Source organism: Paraclostridium sp. AKS73, assembly GCF_025671395.1.
Lineage (GTDB): Bacteria > Bacillota > Clostridia > Peptostreptococcales > Peptostreptococcaceae > Paraclostridium > Paraclostridium benzoelyticum.
Map to the genome: position 1 here is coordinate 1 of NZ_JAIXHU010000057.1, position 15,279 is coordinate 15,279.

The window sequence follows — 15,279 nt, forward strand, 5'->3', positions numbered from 1 at the left end:
GATATACTTTTCAATTAAACACCTCCTTAACGTACTCAAGATAATTGTAGTTAAGGAAATTTCAAATAGCAATATATTAAAAATGACAGAAATTAACTTGAAGAAACAAAAAATAAGATGATATAAAAGCTAGTAGTTTACTAAAATTTATATCACCTTACTTTTAATTATAAACTCTCAAAATCTAAAGAAATATGTATTACAAGCAAAGAACCAATAAACCTGTAAGTACACATGCAATAGCGTACACTATAGATGAAGTTTCTAACTTATTAAATGTTTTATAGTGAACATATGAATTATAAGAGCTTATCAATCCAGAGCAAAGAATAGCTACACCACCTAAAAAGATATAACCGTACACGGCAGAAAAAATTACAACAACAGAACATATTGTACAAAGGAACTTTACTACTGGATTTATATTAGTAATGCTATTCAAACGAATCACCACCTTATGTCTTATAAGTTAATTCTAACTAAGTTTATTTAAAATAGCAACGATATAGGAATATGCAAACAAAGTAGTATTCAAACACAAAAAAGGCACAGGGGGTGGGGAGAGACTTTTACTATGATTTAGTGAAGTAGTAAGTAAATTCATAGACGAAACATTAAAGCTCGAGTTCTTTAGAGGTTTCCAGTGAAGGATAAAAAATAATAAATAAGTATTCAATCAAAAAAGGCGCAGGGGGTGGCGAGAATTTTCTTATGAGTTAGTTAAGTAGCAAATAAATTTATCGATAGAACGTTAAAGTCCGAGTACTTTAGGACTTTAGTGAAGGATAAAAAATAATAAATAAGTATTCAATCAAAAAAAGGCACGGGGTGGCGAGAATTTTCTTACGAGTTAGTGAAGTGGTAAATAAATTCATTGACGAAACGTTAAAGCTCAAGTTCTTTAGAGCTTTACAGTGAAGGAAAGGAATATATTTATCACGAACGCCCACCTCACTAAGAAAACAGGGGGATATATTATGGCAGTTTTCAGACAAGTACACATAGATTTTTGGCAAGATGGTTTTGTATTAGATTTAACACCAGAAGAGAAATACTTCTACTTATATCTAATGACTAACAGCAAAACTACTCAATGTGGGGTTTATGAACTTCCAAGAAGAATAATAGAAACTGAAACAGGATACAACCGAGAAACAGTTGAAAAACTTTTAGATAGATTTGAAGGTTATAAAAAGATAGTCTATGATAAATCTTCAAATGAAATATTTATAAATAACTGGGTTAAATACAATAAGATAGTTAGCCCAAAAGTTAAAAAGTGTGTAGAAAAAGAATTAAAAGAAATTAAAAGTCAAACTTTAATAAACCTATTTTTAAATGAATGTAATAAGTATGGATACAGTATCGATACCCCTATCAAAAAAATGGACAACTATTTAAATACAGTATCGATACCCATGACTAAAACTGAAAGCAACTTAGATAACCACTATGGGGAAGAAAAAGAAAAGAAGAAGAAAATAACATAAATAAAGATGTAGGTATGGATATGTGTATAAAAGAAGATGTATCTAAATATGCAAAACTATATGAGCAAAACATAGGACTTATTAATGGAATTGTAGCAGAGTGGTTAATTGAAATTAGTGAAACTATAGATATTAGATTATTTAAAAGAGCTATAGAAATATCAACAGATAATGGCAGATGTAATAAAGGGTATGTTAACGGAATTATAAAACAATGGATAGAAAAAAATATAAAGACTTTTGAAGATTTAAAAGCATATGAGATTGGAAAATTAAATCAAGGGGGCAATGAAAATGGAACATCTATCAATGAGCATGGAAAATCTAAGTATAAAAGAGATGCTAACTCAGAGGACTCAAACATTTATAGAAAACCAACAGAAGAAGAACTTAGAGAAATCAGAGAATTCATTGAGGGAGAAAACTAAATATAGATGTAATAAGTGTAGAGATTTAACTTTTATTATTGAAGGGGATGTAGCTATTCCCTGTGAATGTAGGGCGTTAAGAGAAGCTGAAGAGATTTTAAAATCAAGTGGTATAAGTGATGAATTTAGGAAAAAGACTTTTGAAAGCTTCGATTACACATATGATATTCAAGTAGTTGAAGCTTATAAAAAAGCTAATAAATATGTTAATAGCTTCAATGAAATTAAAGATACTAGAAATAATTCAATAATGTTTTTAGGACAAGTAGGGTCAGGGAAAACTCATTTATCGCTAGCGATTGCAAATAAGCTAATGGATAATTGTGTTGGAGTTTTATATATGTCTTATAGAGAAGCTATAACTAGGATTAAACAAAATGTAATGGATAGTGAAGAATATGAAAGGATCATTGGTAGATACAAAAGGGCTAAGGTACTTTTAATAGATGACTTGTTTAAGGGGAGTATTACTAAGAGTGATATAAATATTATGTTTGAGATTGTTAATTTTAGATATTTTAATAATTTGCCAGTTATAGTGAGTTGTGAAAGAGAAGTTGAAGAACTTTTGGATATTGATGAAGCGGTGGGTAGTAGGTTGATTGAAATGAGTAGGGGCAGTGTTGTGGAGTTTAAGGGTAGGAAGCTTAATTATAGGGTTTATGTATGAGATAATTAAATATGAATTTATATCTATAGACAATATCATATAAAATTATAGATATTGTAATATAGTAAAGAAAGTAATATGTAAATATTGCATATAACAATTCTAAACAGTATAATTTAAAATGTTTGACAAAAAATAAACAATCTATAAAAATAAATATATTATTTAGAATAAATAATAATGAACCTTATCACAAGTAAGTGATACCCTTTTATAAGATTTGAGGAATGTAGACAGTAAAATTGATTCCCAATAGGTAGATGTAAATTGATGTAAATAAAGTTGTAGTACAAATCCATAGACCATACCATACAGCAAGAATAATGCATTTAAATAAAATTTTTAATAATAATATAGAGGATTTTTAGGGGAGTATATGGAGAAGTAGGAATTGAAATAGTGACAAGGTAAAAGGGGGGGGATGATTAATATTATAAAGGTCACAGTGAAGAAATATTCAGTGTGACCTCTATTTATGTGTATAAAAAGAATTAAAGATAAAATATGAAAAAAATGGAAATAAAATATGGTATTATAAGTATAAATGACATTTTAAGGATTTTGGAGGGTTGAATGAAAGAATTTTGTTTAGTACATTTGGCAGATTTACATATTGATGACATAGAAGATACAAATTTTACATTGCTAAGAGAAGAGCTGAAGAGTGATATAAAGAAAGTCATGACACAGAATAAGTTACAAATAGATATGATTGCTGTTACAGGGGATATAGTTAATAAGGGTAAACTGGAATCATATGATTTAGCAATGGAGCTATTTGAAGGTATTCTAGAAGAATTAGGTCTAGAAAAGCAAAATATGGTATTTGTACCTGGAAACCATGATATATCCAGAGATAGTGATCTTAAAGAAAAGCTAGAAAAGTATAAAGAGGACATAGATAATGTAGGATTCATAAATAATCAATGGGCAGAATTCAATGATAGATTTGATGCATTTGAAAGGTTTACGAGTCACTTCTATGATAATAGTACAAAGAATATTAATGGAAGCTTTGGAGTTAGAGATATTGAAGTTAATGGAGTTAAAGTTAGATTTGTACTGTTAAATACATCTTGGACAACAATGGGGAATACAGACTATGGAAGGCTTAGAATTAGTCGAGCGCAGTTAGAATACCTTAGAGCGGTAAATTCAAGATTAGGACACTGTGATTTAGCCATTGCATTAACTCATCATCCGTTAGAATGGTTAGAACATGATGATAAAGAGATGATAGAAGATTATATTATGAATAAGAGTAAGATAGGAGTAGATGCAATTTTACATGGTCATATACATGATGCAAGAATAGAAATGAATGCTAATCCTAACAGGTCAATATTAAAATTAGTTTCGGGGATAGGATATCCTAAAAGTGAAGAAAGAGCAAAAGGGCAACCTAAAATTGGAGGATGTAGGTACTCAATTTATAAATTTGATATCGATAATAACCTTGTAGAAATCGTTAGTAGAATTAGCAATAGCCAAGGTGTGTTTCATCCAGATAATGGACTGTATAGATGTGAGGGTGAGGATGGAAGGTATTTTATGCCTCTTACAATACAAGAAGGAAGTTATGGACTAAGTACTATACAAACTGTAGAAGGAGATAATAGAATGGGATTAGGGAGAGGGTTAGTAAATGTTGTTAATGAAACAAGTGTAGTAGTAGATGCTCTTTGGACATCTCCAAATGGTTTAACATTACCTAAAATAAATACAGGATGCCAAGTCTTGGGGTTAGCACAACAGCTTAAACCTAGAGATATACAAATGTATCGTGATAATTATCAATCTGAATATTTTGAAGCAGTTGCAGAGGGAGTATGGCTAAGGGCACTTACTGCACTAAGAGAAAAAGTTTTAGGATTTGGAGAAAGTTTTGTTGCAGAGATGGTAGGGGTAGAAGATTTGAGATACGTTAGGGAACTGCCAGCTTTTGAAGTAATAAATATAGCTGTAGAATTAGGATTTATTAATCAAACAGGTAAAATGAGACTAACGCATGCTAGTGAAATTGTACAACATTATTTATCAGATGGAGTTCAAGAGGAAATGACTCAAAATGAAGTTGATACTGTAATACGAGCATCTATTCAATATGTCTTAGGGTATGATAATACTCATATGAAATTTGAATATGGAGATTTTAGAGAAAGATTAAAAACCAATCTAATTGAGCAAACTCCTGAAACATTAAATGTATTAAAAGGTGGACCATATTTCTACAAAAAAACTACTATAAGAACTGTAATTAATCTGATGAAGGAAGCAAAAGCAGGTGAATTTGACATAGTTGTAGCTAATATGATAAGTATATTTACTACTATATGGGATGATTTAGATTCTGAGGACAAGTATTTAATTGGTCTTACATATGCACAATATGCTAATGAAGGTAATGTTAAGCTAATAAAACCGTTAAAAAGCATACTTTTAAAAGTACATGGATTTGATTATGTACCAGAAAACTTACGTTCATTTACATTTATTGAAGCTGCTAAAGGAGTCGTTTCAGCACATTTTGGACCAAATAACTTTTACAATGAACCTAGTGCGGTGAGTAAGTTAGAAAGGTTAGGTTCAGTTATTCCAAAACCTGCTTTAAAAGCATGTATATCGGCAATTTTAATGGTTAAATTAGGAAATTCTTACAATATTTGTTGGGATGCTCAGTATGATGCGAATAAGATATTAAGAACAATACAACCAGGTGATTGGAAATATTATTTAGATAAGTGTCTGCCAATGGATAAAGATATACTTTGTAAAATAAGTGCAGATGATGAAAGGACAGAGCGTTGGATAGATGTGGTTCATGCTTATAACCTTCATGAGATTGAACTGTCAAATAAAAATATAAGAAAAATGCTAATCGCTGCAAAAGATAGAAAGAAGAGAGCAGCAAGTGGAATAGCTAGTGACTTATATGACAGTATAAAATAAAACTTTCAATAAGAGTGGGAAATGCCCTATCCAGATGACTTAATCTGGATAGGGCATTTTATATTGTAAATAGAGTAGTAAAGGTTAGTATAAAGAAGATATAAGAGTAATGGAAATAGGGATATTCTTTGCTATATAAAGAAAGAAATAGAAATTAAAAAAATATATATAAAATGATTATGGATATATGACAATCAGACAACAGCATAAAGTCGAAGTTGAAATTTTATAAACGTTGCAAGCAATAAGGTATATTTAAAATTAAAATTTTAGTAGCTTACTTTGGTTTAAATATAGGTAGATATTTGAAGTGGGGAAAACAACCTATATAAATAGATTTAAGACTAGTAATATAAATGAAATAATATCACCTTTGATAGCTATATCTAAGGTTATTAAAGGTTTTCTATTTGATCTAGATTTAAATTTTACTTTTTCAAAAATATCAAATCCTTGTATATTTACATTTTTTTGATCGGTAACAGTTTTATTTTTGAAAATTTATAGAAAAATCAGTTTTCTGATTAAAAATATCTATTTCAGTCCAATTTTAGCTAATTTCAGTCCATTTTAGAAAAATAAATAGAAAAATATGGTAATATATCAAAATGCTATGGAAAGGAGGTTGAATTTAAAAATTAACATGAGGAGGATTATATTAAAAATGGTTTTTGATTGAAAACTATCTATAATAATGTAAATTAACAAAAAAATTAATGGAAGCCATATACTTAATATATTACGAAGAGGCAGTAATTTAATGAAAAATAATAATTTTAAGAAAAGAAAAACTTTTGTTAGAACAAGTTTTTTTTGCTGACAATAATATCAATTATTTTATTTATATATTTTTTTCAAGTATAAACATAGTAAGGTCTAAATCTTTTAAGATAGATGAAAATCAAGACATTAAAATTGCAAATAATGTACCTAAGAATTATTTAAGCTGGGGAATGAAATCCATAAATTATAATAATTTAGAGTTGAAAAAACATGTAAATATTAAAATTGCCCTTTTAGATAGTGGAGTAAATGAACATAAAGATTTAAATGGAGTAGTAAAAGCAACTAAAAACTTCACGAACTCAGATGAGAAAGATAATTTAAATCATGGGACTCCTATTGCTGGTATTTTAGCAGCAAATAATAATTTAAAAGGAATTTTAAATGACATAGATATATATAATGCAAAGGTTATAAATGATAATGGAAGTATAGAAGAAGAGAACATTATAAATGCAATTGACTGGGCTATAGAAAAAGATATAGATATCATAAATATGAGTTTTGGATTTAAACATCCTTCGAAAAAATTAGAAAATAAAATAAACTATGCAGTTCAAAAAATATAATAATAGTTTCTTCAGCTGGCAATCGATATGGTTTAAACACTGATTATCCAGCTAAATATGAAAATGTAATATCTGTTGGAAGTATAGATTCTAATTTAGAATTAAGTAAATTTAATCCTGATGGTAAAATTGATTTTTTAGCCCCAGGAGAGAAAATTTTAAGTACCTGTAATATGGGTGAGTACAAGCTTTACACAGGAACATCTTTTTCTACACCATTTGTTACAGGAATTATAGGAAGGTATCTTTCAGCAAGTAATATAAAAAAAGATGAACACAGGTTTGAAAAAGTCTATAAACATCTTTTAAAACACTCAACTAAAAAATTATTTAATAATAATTTTAATATAATACAATGTGATTAATAAAGGGAGAATTGAAATATGAAAAAAATTAAATTTAGAATATTAGCTATGATTATGGCTATAGTTTTATGTACAGGGACAATATTGTCCACTAATTCTTATGCATTGACAGATGATGTATTAATTGAAGAAAAAATAGAAAATGAATTACAGAACACTTTAGAGAATGATAATATTAAAATAGATGATATAGATTTTGTAGAAAATAGTTTAACTGTAGATATTTCAACAACAACTATTGATAATGATAATGTTAATACTAAGTTAGAGGTAGAACCTGGTTCGGATGAAGTAACTATAATTTCTGAAGAAGTAAATGAAAATGGTCAATTAGTTAATAAAGAGTATGTAGCAAAGGTATCAGAAATTAGTAAAAATGAAGGAGATATAACATTTACAGATAAAGCTACAGATAAAGATCTTTTATACAATAAAGAGTGTGGGTACGCTTCTATTCCAATTGCTATACCACTAGGTATTGAAATTGGAGCTGCAGCTTGGGCAGCATTAATAAAGCTAGGTGAGGTTATAACTGTAGCTGGGATATCTTATGTAGTTGCGACAAAAGTAAAGAAAAGCAATAAGTACAATCATTTTATGGCAAGATTAAGTCGCGGAAAGTTGTTTGTAGGTAAGGGATTGTCTTTAAGTCAGGCTATAAGTAGAATGAAAAGTAGACAAGATGTTTGGTCTAAGTCAAAAGAGTTCGCAAGACAAGTTGCAGCAGGCGCAAATAAAAGTGGAAAGCCAATACATGAAATAGATAAAGTGAATGGTAGACCTAAAAAAGGATATTATTGGCATTGGCATGCAGCAAATAGAACTCCGAAAGCTCATTCATTCTATGGAATCCCTGCATAAGGAAAATTCAGAGGAGGGAAATATGAATTATCTAAATTTAAAAAATAAATTTGAAGAAAAAAAAGAATGTCTTGTATTTACGAAAGAAGAAGTAGAGCAATTATTAGTTGAAAAATTTAATGCTGAAGAATTTCCATTTGAACAGATGTTAGATTTAAAGAATTATGATTTCTTTGAATACAATAAAATATATAAAGCTTATACGATTAAGGATAAATGTATATTAAAAGGTTTATTCAATGAAGAAGAAAAAGACTCTCATAATGAGGCAGAGTCTTACGAGGATTTAAACACATATAGTAAGTTAGAAGAAGATATTGCTTGTAATGATATAATTAAAAATCAACAAACAGGCAAAAGGGTAGACGTCATATTAGAAAGTAAAGATGGAAAATATATTTCTAAATTTGAAGTTAGGGATCAATGCGAAAAAATGGATAGGTTTTTAAATTCACTAGTTGTTGGAAGGCATATTCAATTGAAGGAAGCATATGGTGATAAGTTGTATAATCTAGATGAATCTCAGTTAAATGAAATAGGCCTAACTCTAGAGGATAGAGAGTATATATGTAAAGATTTAGCTTGCGATATAAATAATGAATATTATACATTTTATTTAGAGAACTTACATATATTTGGGTTAATATAATTAAGTAATAAAAAAGCTACACAGTCTATTTTAGATGTGTAGCTTTTCCATAGCATAACATTACACTATTTCATGAATAATGCTTTTTTATCTTTGATTTAAGTTTGCTAAAAATTTTTCGTAAAATTCTTTTTCTTGTCTTTTTATTATTTGAGGATCTGTACTAGCTGTTATTGGATTGTTTAGCATATCTAATGCTACTTTTACAGTTTTAATAGCCGAATCAACTGAATTTCCAAGTACATCACAACTACCAGTTTGCTCTTCTATAATAACTCTCAGTATATCCATTTGAGTAATATGGTCTTCTCCATTTTCATCACAGCCTAAATCGTAGATCCCAGTTTCATCTAATGTTTTTGTCCATGCATCCTTAACTGATTTTGGAGCATTAGGACCAAAAATGTTTAGTGTATCATTTCTGATTTTTTTATATGCTGTATCTAAATTTTTATTATCTAAAATATTATCTGATTTCTTATTATCTATAATATTTTTCATACTGTAATTATTATAATTTAATATATTATTGTTAATTATTTTCATTCGTTAGTATCTCCCAACATCAATATAATCTTACTTTATATATATTATTATTCATTTTTAACAAATGACTCTGATTTGACTAAAGATGATTTAGTACAAATGGCTAAAAAATAATAGACTCAAAATAAAAAATAAATTTAAACCAGACAATTATGGTAGTTTGGATAAATTTGTTTTAACAAATCTATCTACACTATATCTTGAGTTTTATATAATTTTAATAAAACAGAAATACACAAACTTGTATAAACTATTCATATATAAACTATTCATATATACAATATTTATATAAATGACAATTATTTAAATATATATAAACTCTACAAAACCTATTTCAATAAAATTAATGAATATAACAAGCAAATCATTACGAATGTATAAAATATTGGATTTGTTAGACCAGCGCTAAGTTTAAACTCCGTTTAATAAATCAAGAAAATCATCTCTTTCACGTTCGCTACCAAAAACATTATCAGGCATTATCAAGCAAGGTAAATTATTAAAAATAATAACAACTATAGTTCCATTTTTAAAATATGCCTTCTGTATATCTTTTAAATTAAACTCTTTTCTTACTCCGTTGCTTAAATGAATTATATTATCTGATTCTACCTTAACTTGTTGAGTATTTTTAATTTTATTATGTTTTTTAAAATACTGAATACTCTGTTTATTACGGATTTTTTTGAGTTTGTCAGAGTTTATAAAAGTTGGATATATACGATATATTAATACAATGAGTAGTATAAATATGATTCCGTATAATAGTCCGTACTTATAGATATAATGAAGTCCAAACACTGATCCAAGTCCAATCAATAAAATTTTAATGAGTTTATCTCTTTTTTATTAACTCCAATATGAGAATTATAAATATCTATATAGTTAGCATAATCATTAGGTGTAAGTTTATAAGTGAAGTCCATATCTTCATCAAAGGAGCTTACATTATCTTTGACATTTAGTAATTCAAGAAATTTTTCTTTTTCTGTATCATCGGCAAATACACGTAATGGTACAAATGCACATATTTCATCATAAGAAGAAATAAGAGCTATGATGTTTTTGTCTACAATAATTTCCTTTATGTCACATAACTTTGTCGATGAAGTAGAATTCTTAACTTTTTGAACAACTTCATTTCCTATAATTTCTGTAGATTTTTCACTATATATTAATTCTGGGAATTTTTTTGATAAGAATTTTGAAACAATCCGAGAATTTTTTTGAAGTACTTTCTTGGATGAGATTGCAAATAATAGAGCTACCAATAGTAAACTAACTACAATAGATATTTTTAGCAATAATTTCATATTGAGCATGCTAATAAGCCAGTTTAGTACTACAAAAAATAGAATTACAAAAGCTTTTAGTTTTACACTAAATATATTTTTCCCTTTGTTAAGCCAAGCGCTATTTTAAAATAAGATTCATATTCATCTAAGGTAAACTTAAATTTATACAATTTTATCCCCCCCTTGTAAATGTTTTTGAGATTAAATGGAAGCTTTTTATAACTAATTACCAGTTTATGTAAATTTAAACTTTAATTATATTGTACAATACAATTAAGATTTTTAAAATCTAGTTTGGTAAAACAAAATAAAATTTATATAGTTCGTACATTGCAAAGTTATATAATATATATTTAGATTTGCACAGCAGTAACCTAAAAATAGCATGAGAGTGGACTTAGTTTGATCAAATAGATTACTTATCAATGTCTATCTAATATAATTAATACTATCTTCTATTGTAATCAATAAATTCATAGTAAAAATAGCAGGAAAACATAATTTATAAAATAAAGTCATTTAAAAATAAGGTTTAAACATAACTGATAGAGATATGAAAAAGGTTTGTTTAACATAAAGAAAAAATAGCCGTATAAAAGAAAAGGATATCATGTGTATAACTGTACTTAAATAAATATATATTTGTAAACAAAATTTCTATAGTAGTTGTGAAGGATACGGTGAAAGTAAATCTTGAAATGGATAATGATAGAAAAGATAAATATAAATTGGTACTTTCGATTTAAACAAGCTAAATATACATCTTATGTATTCGAGTAGAATTTATTTTTTAAGACGAGGTTATGAATACTACCTTGATCAATTGCGTTTGGGATACTTGAAAAATAAACTTGAAGTTGACAAATATGAAAAATTCAAGTTTCAAAAATGGGCTGAAATTTTAGTAGAGATTGAAAAAGAAATATTAGTTTTATTTTAATCTGCACAGGTCTTGTAACGGAGATCAGAATCATAAAAAAATGAGGATTTTACAAAAATATGTAAAGGAGAATTAAATGAGAAAGTTAAAGTATGAAGTAAAATATATATGTAAGGAAATAATATTACAAATTATGAGTGTTGCTATATTTTACATGTTAGCGTATGGCATTAATATGAATATATATTTAGCAAGTATAATAGGAACTGCAATATTTTTAATTTATGCTGATATATACACTAAATATTCACATATTAAGAGTTATTTTAAAATTAAAGATGTAATTTTAGAATATAAATATAGGATATTGATATATTTATTAGAAGTAATAGTAATATTTTTTATGAATAATAGAATTGGTTTAATTCAAATTAAGATTTTATATAGTATATTTTTATTAATATTTAAGTTGAATAATACGGTTAATTTAAAAATTAAAATATATGTAAGATGGTTAATGTTTATTGGGTTATTTCCGTTAACAGCTATGTTGATAAAAGGCAATAATATATCCAATATGTATTTAAAGAATCCATTAGCGATGTTAGGCGTTGTTACTGGTGGAATAACTGCATTGATAACTATGCTGATATTTATAATTAATTTTAATGTTAATGATATATATTTAGGGAGAAGCAAAAGTAAGGTTTATTTAGAAGATAGAGTACTTATACAATTTTTAAAATCTGGGGTTTTTAAATTTATATTTTTATATTTTTAGTAATAACAATAAAACTTTGTGGAATAGTTTTTAAAGAAACATATATATATCAAATATTAGATTCTAATAAATTATTTAGCGATTTATTATATATAACTGAAAAAATATTATATAAATGTGGGAATATTTAGTTTTATAATTTTATCTTTAACTATCTTGCTTACAATTATTGGAAAATAATTGTAACAGTTATTTAAATAACTATGAAAATTTAAAGAAAATGAAATGTTATATTTAAAACGTAAGATTGAAGAAAGTATAGTTGAACAATATAAAAAGCTATTCGATTATAGCAAAGATGGAAAGTATTTTTTTGGAGAATTAACAATGGAATATAAAAAAGTACAAAAAGATGAAAAAGAGAAATTTTTACAAGTTGTCTTTGAAGGTATTATTAATACAAATATTAATATGTATACTGATTATTTTATTAATAAGATAACTGTAAAAAAATTAGATGACTTTTTAAATAATAAATATAATTGGATGAAAGAAAATGTATCTAACAAAGGGATTTTAGAAAAAAGTTTATTAACAGATATTTTGGCTTTAAGTTACTTAGAAAAAGGTAAATTTAATAACCTTAAAGTTAATTCTGGATATAAAAGTAATTATTTAGGAGAAAATCAGTACGATATTAGAATAAATTTAATAGATAAATTTATAAAATTAGAAAAGCAAGAATATTGTAAATTTCTTTATAGTTTGATTGAGGAAATTAGAGCAAGTAAAAGATTAGGTGAGGATATTGAATTTGTTGAATATGTTTTCAAAGAAGCAACGATAATATGCCTAGAGATAGATGATTTAGAAAATAATATATTATATAAAGTATTATATAAAGATTTAGGCAACACGGAATTGAAAAAGTTAAAAAACGAAGTTATTATATTGGATTTATATGACAAAGATGTAAACTACTTAGAAAAATCTAAATATGAAAAGCTTTTAAATTTATTATCAGAAGAGTATAAAATTTCTTGGGCTTTATATAAAATTTTTGAAGAAAAATATAATTGGTCGGAAAATGTAGAATTTGCATTTGAAGTATTGTATAAAATTAATTTAGAAAGAGTTAGAATTTCTTATGGGAATATTATACCAGATGATTGTAAACAAAAAGAAAGTATTGAAAAATTAGAAATGATATTATCTATATTAGATAAATCAAGATTAAATTACCGAATGATAAATAAATATGAATTTATTTTGAAAACTTAAGAAACGATATTGATTATGAATTTGAGAAGATATTAAAGGATAGAGATATACATATATTTAAATTCATATTAATTCGGGATTGGATATGTAAAAATTATATGAATTACTATATTATGGATATAAAATATTTTAATAAAAATATAGATAATGGGATCTTGATTAATAATATATTTAACAAGTTGTCATTATATGTAAATTATAAAGTTATAGAACAAAATAAATATATAACAGAAATAATGAATAAATCAACAATGAAATATAGGGAACTGATAGTAGAAAATATAGATCTTATTAATGATTCAAGAATACTGGATTATCTAGAGAGAGTATTAGGTGGTATTTTATAAAAATATTTTAAATTTAATCACAAAAATATAAAAAATGATTCAGCATTAGCTTATTTTAATATATTAATAGATAGAGAAATATATGAAGAATTATATTCTGAGTTCTTGTATTTTAAGAATAAATTTAGGAAATAAAAAGGTGTATCTAATAAATCTTAATGATTTAAATAGGTACACTTTTTATTTCTTATTATTAAGTTCATATATATTATTACTTAATGAATTTATGCTAGTACTTAGATTTTCAAGTTTACCTTCTATTCTAATTAATAAATACATAGTAACAATAGCAGGAAAACCCAAGTTAGATACTAAAGCCATTAAATCTAATTCCATATAGAATATACCTCCAATAAAATTAAAAATATTATTAGGAAACCCCTCTAAATTTTAGAAGGGTTTCATGTAAATTATATAACTAAGTCATATCCAGTAGTTGCAGTTTGAACTACTTTTGCTTCTAATGGAGCTTCTAACTCTTCACCAAATCTAGGAGCAAATATGTTTTTTTCAACGATTTGTTCCATAGCAGCTTTTATTTCTTCCTCAGTTAAATCTTCTCTAGGATCTGAAACAAATAAGCTTACTTTTCTTCCAAGAGTTGTAGAGAAAACCATTAATAATCTAGTTTCTATATTTCTCATTTTTTAATCCCCTTTCTTATTTTATTTGAGCAACGGACAACGTCGTTGGCGACATGAGCGAAGCAAATTTTAATTTGCTGGTGTTAACTCTGTATTGTCTATTCTTACTACAGATAGCACATCATGTTTTTGTAGAGCATTTAAAATTTCACTTACATTGTAAACATCAATAGCTTTTGCTTCAGGATTAACATTTGAAAAACTTCTAGTTTTAACTATTGTTCTTCCATTTTCACCCAAGCCACAGTCATATTTAATTCTTAATGCTGACATTTGAGCGACTTCTGAAGTATCTGGAGCTAAATTCATATCTGCCATTTTGATTCCTCCTTTTAACATTTAATTTAACTTAAGTATAGTAGGAGGATATTAAAGCAATCAAAGAAAGTAATTGAAGAAAATATTTGAAAGAGATATTAATATTTTTAATGTCATGTAGATTAAGTTGTTATATAAGTATCTTTAAAACCTTTAGAAATAGCTTCATTTCTGAGTTTTAATGCATTATCTTTAATATTAAATGCACCTATACATACTCTATAAAAAGGACCTTCATTTTCTATTTTCTTATTTACAAATTCAAGTAAAGTAGAAGCTATAGTATTAGCTGCATTTCTTATATACATTTCATCAGAACAAGAAACTTCAACAGAATTATTTGATATAAAATCAATTTCTATAATTACAGCAGGCATTTTACTGTGTTTTAAAACTGAGAATTTTTTAGATATCTTAACACCACGATTTGTAGTATTAAGTTTATTAGAAAGATTTGAAGATAAATTAGTAGCTAACTTACAG

At 26.4% G+C, this 15,279-nt stretch carries 19 protein-coding genes; 11 read left to right on the forward strand and 8 right to left on the reverse strand.

Annotated elements, in window-relative coordinates; genetic code table 11:
• Nucleotides 1-199 precede the first annotated feature (199 nt).
• Complete coding sequence (locus LEQ07_RS18635; protein WP_263331800.1) at nucleotides 200-442, reverse strand: hypothetical protein; 243 nt, start codon at nucleotides 440-442, stop codon at nucleotides 200-202.
• Between the two features lie 535 nt (nucleotides 443-977).
• Here LEQ07_RS18635 and LEQ07_RS18640 point away from each other — a divergent pair.
• From LEQ07_RS18640 to LEQ07_RS18670, 8 genes are all read left to right on the forward strand, one after another.
• Complete coding sequence (locus LEQ07_RS18640; RefSeq protein WP_263331801.1) at nucleotides 978-1,490, forward strand: replication protein; 513 nt, start codon at nucleotides 978-980, stop codon at nucleotides 1,488-1,490.
• 14 nt (nucleotides 1,491-1,504) lie between these two features.
• The gene (locus tag LEQ07_RS18645) at nucleotides 1,505-1,918 is read left to right on the forward strand and encodes a DnaD domain protein (protein ID WP_263331802.1); all 414 of its coding nucleotides are present in this window, start codon (nucleotides 1,505-1,507) and stop codon (nucleotides 1,916-1,918) included.
• The gene (locus LEQ07_RS18650) at nucleotides 1,830-2,588 is read left to right on the forward strand and encodes a DnaA ATPase domain-containing protein (protein ID WP_263331814.1); all 759 of its coding nucleotides are present in this window, start codon (nucleotides 1,830-1,832) and stop codon (nucleotides 2,586-2,588) included. Before LEQ07_RS18645 ends, LEQ07_RS18650 begins: the two co-directional genes overlap by 89 nt.
• 573 nt (nucleotides 2,589-3,161) lie before the next feature.
• Nucleotides 3,162-5,537: a metallophosphoesterase family protein gene (locus tag LEQ07_RS18655; protein ID WP_263331803.1), complete on the forward strand. Its 2,376-nt coding sequence runs from the start codon at nucleotides 3,162-3,164 to the stop codon at nucleotides 5,535-5,537.
• Nucleotides 5,538-6,331: 794 nt separating this feature from the next.
• On the forward strand, nucleotides 6,332-6,889 hold the full coding sequence (locus LEQ07_RS22220; protein ID WP_332843346.1) for a S8 family peptidase: 558 nt from the start codon (nucleotides 6,332-6,334) through the stop codon (nucleotides 6,887-6,889).
• Between the two features lie 2 nt (nucleotides 6,890-6,891).
• A complete protein-coding gene (locus LEQ07_RS22225) occupies nucleotides 6,892-7,254 on the forward strand; it encodes a S8 family peptidase (protein ID WP_332843347.1) in 363 nt (120 codons plus the stop codon).
• An 18-nt stretch (nucleotides 7,255-7,272) separates the two neighbouring features.
• Nucleotides 7,273-8,115, forward strand: coding sequence for a hypothetical protein (locus LEQ07_RS18665; protein ID WP_263331804.1), 843 nt, complete (start codon nucleotides 7,273-7,275; stop codon nucleotides 8,113-8,115).
• 22 nt (nucleotides 8,116-8,137) lie between these two features.
• Entirely contained in the window at nucleotides 8,138-8,764 is a 627-nt protein-coding gene (locus LEQ07_RS18670; protein ID WP_263331805.1) for a hypothetical protein, read from the forward strand.
• Nucleotides 8,765-8,851: 87 nt separating this feature from the next.
• Here LEQ07_RS18670 and LEQ07_RS18675 read toward each other — a convergent pair whose 3' ends face one another.
• The 3 genes from LEQ07_RS18675 to LEQ07_RS18685 form a co-directional block, all read right to left on the reverse strand.
• Entirely contained in the window at nucleotides 8,852-9,310 is a 459-nt protein-coding gene (locus LEQ07_RS18675) for a hypothetical protein (protein WP_263331806.1), read from the reverse strand.
• Nucleotides 9,311-9,721: 411 nt separating this feature from the next.
• Nucleotides 9,722-10,129 carry a hypothetical protein gene (locus LEQ07_RS18680; RefSeq protein ID WP_263331807.1) on the reverse strand — a complete coding sequence of 136 codons (408 nt, stop codon included), beginning with the start codon at nucleotides 10,127-10,129 and terminating at the stop codon, nucleotides 9,722-9,724.
• The gene (locus tag LEQ07_RS18685; protein ID WP_263331808.1) at nucleotides 10,126-10,623 is read right to left on the reverse strand and encodes a hypothetical protein; all 498 of its coding nucleotides are present in this window, start codon (nucleotides 10,621-10,623) and stop codon (nucleotides 10,126-10,128) included. The genes LEQ07_RS18680 and LEQ07_RS18685 overlap by 4 nt, the downstream gene beginning before the upstream one ends.
• A 998-nt stretch (nucleotides 10,624-11,621) precedes the next feature.
• On the opposite strand from LEQ07_RS18685, the gene LEQ07_RS18690 reads away from it, so the two are divergent.
• The 3 genes from LEQ07_RS18690 to LEQ07_RS18700 all read left to right on the forward strand — a co-directional run bounded on the left by LEQ07_RS18690 (nucleotide 11,622) and on the right by LEQ07_RS18700 (nucleotide 13,834).
• On the forward strand, nucleotides 11,622-12,266 hold the full coding sequence (locus tag LEQ07_RS18690) for a hypothetical protein (RefSeq protein ID WP_263331809.1): 645 nt from the start codon (nucleotides 11,622-11,624) through the stop codon (nucleotides 12,264-12,266).
• Nucleotides 12,267-12,491: 225 nt separating this feature from the next.
• Nucleotides 12,492-13,487, forward strand: a complete 996-nt coding sequence (locus LEQ07_RS18695) for a hypothetical protein (RefSeq protein WP_263331810.1) — start codon at nucleotides 12,492-12,494, stop codon at nucleotides 13,485-13,487.
• A 98-nt stretch (nucleotides 13,488-13,585) separates the two neighbouring features.
• Complete coding sequence (locus tag LEQ07_RS18700; RefSeq protein ID WP_263331811.1) at nucleotides 13,586-13,834, forward strand: hypothetical protein; 249 nt, start codon at nucleotides 13,586-13,588, stop codon at nucleotides 13,832-13,834.
• Between the two features lie 180 nt (nucleotides 13,835-14,014).
• Here LEQ07_RS18700 and LEQ07_RS18705 read toward each other — a convergent pair whose 3' ends face one another.
• From LEQ07_RS18705 to LEQ07_RS18720, 4 genes are all read right to left on the reverse strand, one after another.
• Nucleotides 14,015-14,170, reverse strand: a complete 156-nt coding sequence (locus LEQ07_RS18705; RefSeq protein ID WP_021428807.1) for a YvrJ family protein — start codon at nucleotides 14,168-14,170, stop codon at nucleotides 14,015-14,017.
• 74 nt (nucleotides 14,171-14,244) lie between these two features.
• Nucleotides 14,245-14,478: a DUF2922 domain-containing protein gene (locus LEQ07_RS18710; RefSeq protein WP_021428820.1), complete on the reverse strand. Its 234-nt coding sequence runs from the start codon at nucleotides 14,476-14,478 to the stop codon at nucleotides 14,245-14,247.
• 69 nt (nucleotides 14,479-14,547) lie between these two features.
• Nucleotides 14,548-14,796, reverse strand: a complete 249-nt coding sequence (locus LEQ07_RS18715; RefSeq protein WP_263331812.1) for a DUF1659 domain-containing protein — start codon at nucleotides 14,794-14,796, stop codon at nucleotides 14,548-14,550.
• Between the two features lie 122 nt (nucleotides 14,797-14,918).
• On the reverse strand, nucleotides 14,919-15,279 hold a 361-nt coding region (locus tag LEQ07_RS18720; RefSeq protein ID WP_263331813.1), incomplete at its 5' end, for an N-acetylmuramoyl-L-alanine amidase.

Coding starts and splice junctions, on each gene's coding strand:
- LEQ07_RS18640 (WP_263331801.1), top strand. CDS start 978: ATGGCAGTTTTCAGACAAGTACACATAGATTTTTGGCAAGATGGTTTT.
- LEQ07_RS18645 (WP_263331802.1), top strand. CDS start 1,505: ATGGATATGTGTATAAAAGAAGATGTATCTAAATATGCAAAACTATAT.
- LEQ07_RS18650 (WP_263331814.1), top strand. CDS start 1,830: ATGCTAACTCAGAGGACTCAAACATTTATAGAAAACCAACAGAAGAAG.
- LEQ07_RS18655 (WP_263331803.1), top strand. CDS start 3,162: ATGAAAGAATTTTGTTTAGTACATTTGGCAGATTTACATATTGATGAC.
- LEQ07_RS18665 (WP_263331804.1), top strand. CDS start 7,273: ATGAAAAAAATTAAATTTAGAATATTAGCTATGATTATGGCTATAGTT.
- LEQ07_RS18670 (WP_263331805.1), top strand. CDS start 8,138: ATGAATTATCTAAATTTAAAAAATAAATTTGAAGAAAAAAAAGAATGT.
- LEQ07_RS18675 (WP_263331806.1), bottom strand. CDS start 9,310: ATGAAAATAATTAACAATAATATATTAAATTATAATAATTACAGTATG.
- LEQ07_RS18685 (WP_263331808.1), bottom strand. CDS start 10,623: ATGAAATTATTGCTAAAAATATCTATTGTAGTTAGTTTACTATTGGTA.
- LEQ07_RS18690 (WP_263331809.1), top strand. CDS start 11,622: ATGAGAAAGTTAAAGTATGAAGTAAAATATATATGTAAGGAAATAATA.
- LEQ07_RS18695 (WP_263331810.1), top strand. CDS start 12,492: ATGTTATATTTAAAACGTAAGATTGAAGAAAGTATAGTTGAACAATAT.
- LEQ07_RS18700 (WP_263331811.1), top strand. CDS start 13,586: ATGAATTACTATATTATGGATATAAAATATTTTAATAAAAATATAGAT.
- LEQ07_RS18705 (WP_021428807.1), bottom strand. CDS start 14,170: ATGGAATTAGATTTAATGGCTTTAGTATCTAACTTGGGTTTTCCTGCT.
- LEQ07_RS18710 (WP_021428820.1), bottom strand. CDS start 14,478: ATGAGAAATATAGAAACTAGATTATTAATGGTTTTCTCTACAACTCTT.
- LEQ07_RS18715 (WP_263331812.1), bottom strand. CDS start 14,796: ATGGCAGATATGAATTTAGCTCCAGATACTTCAGAAGTCGCTCAAATG.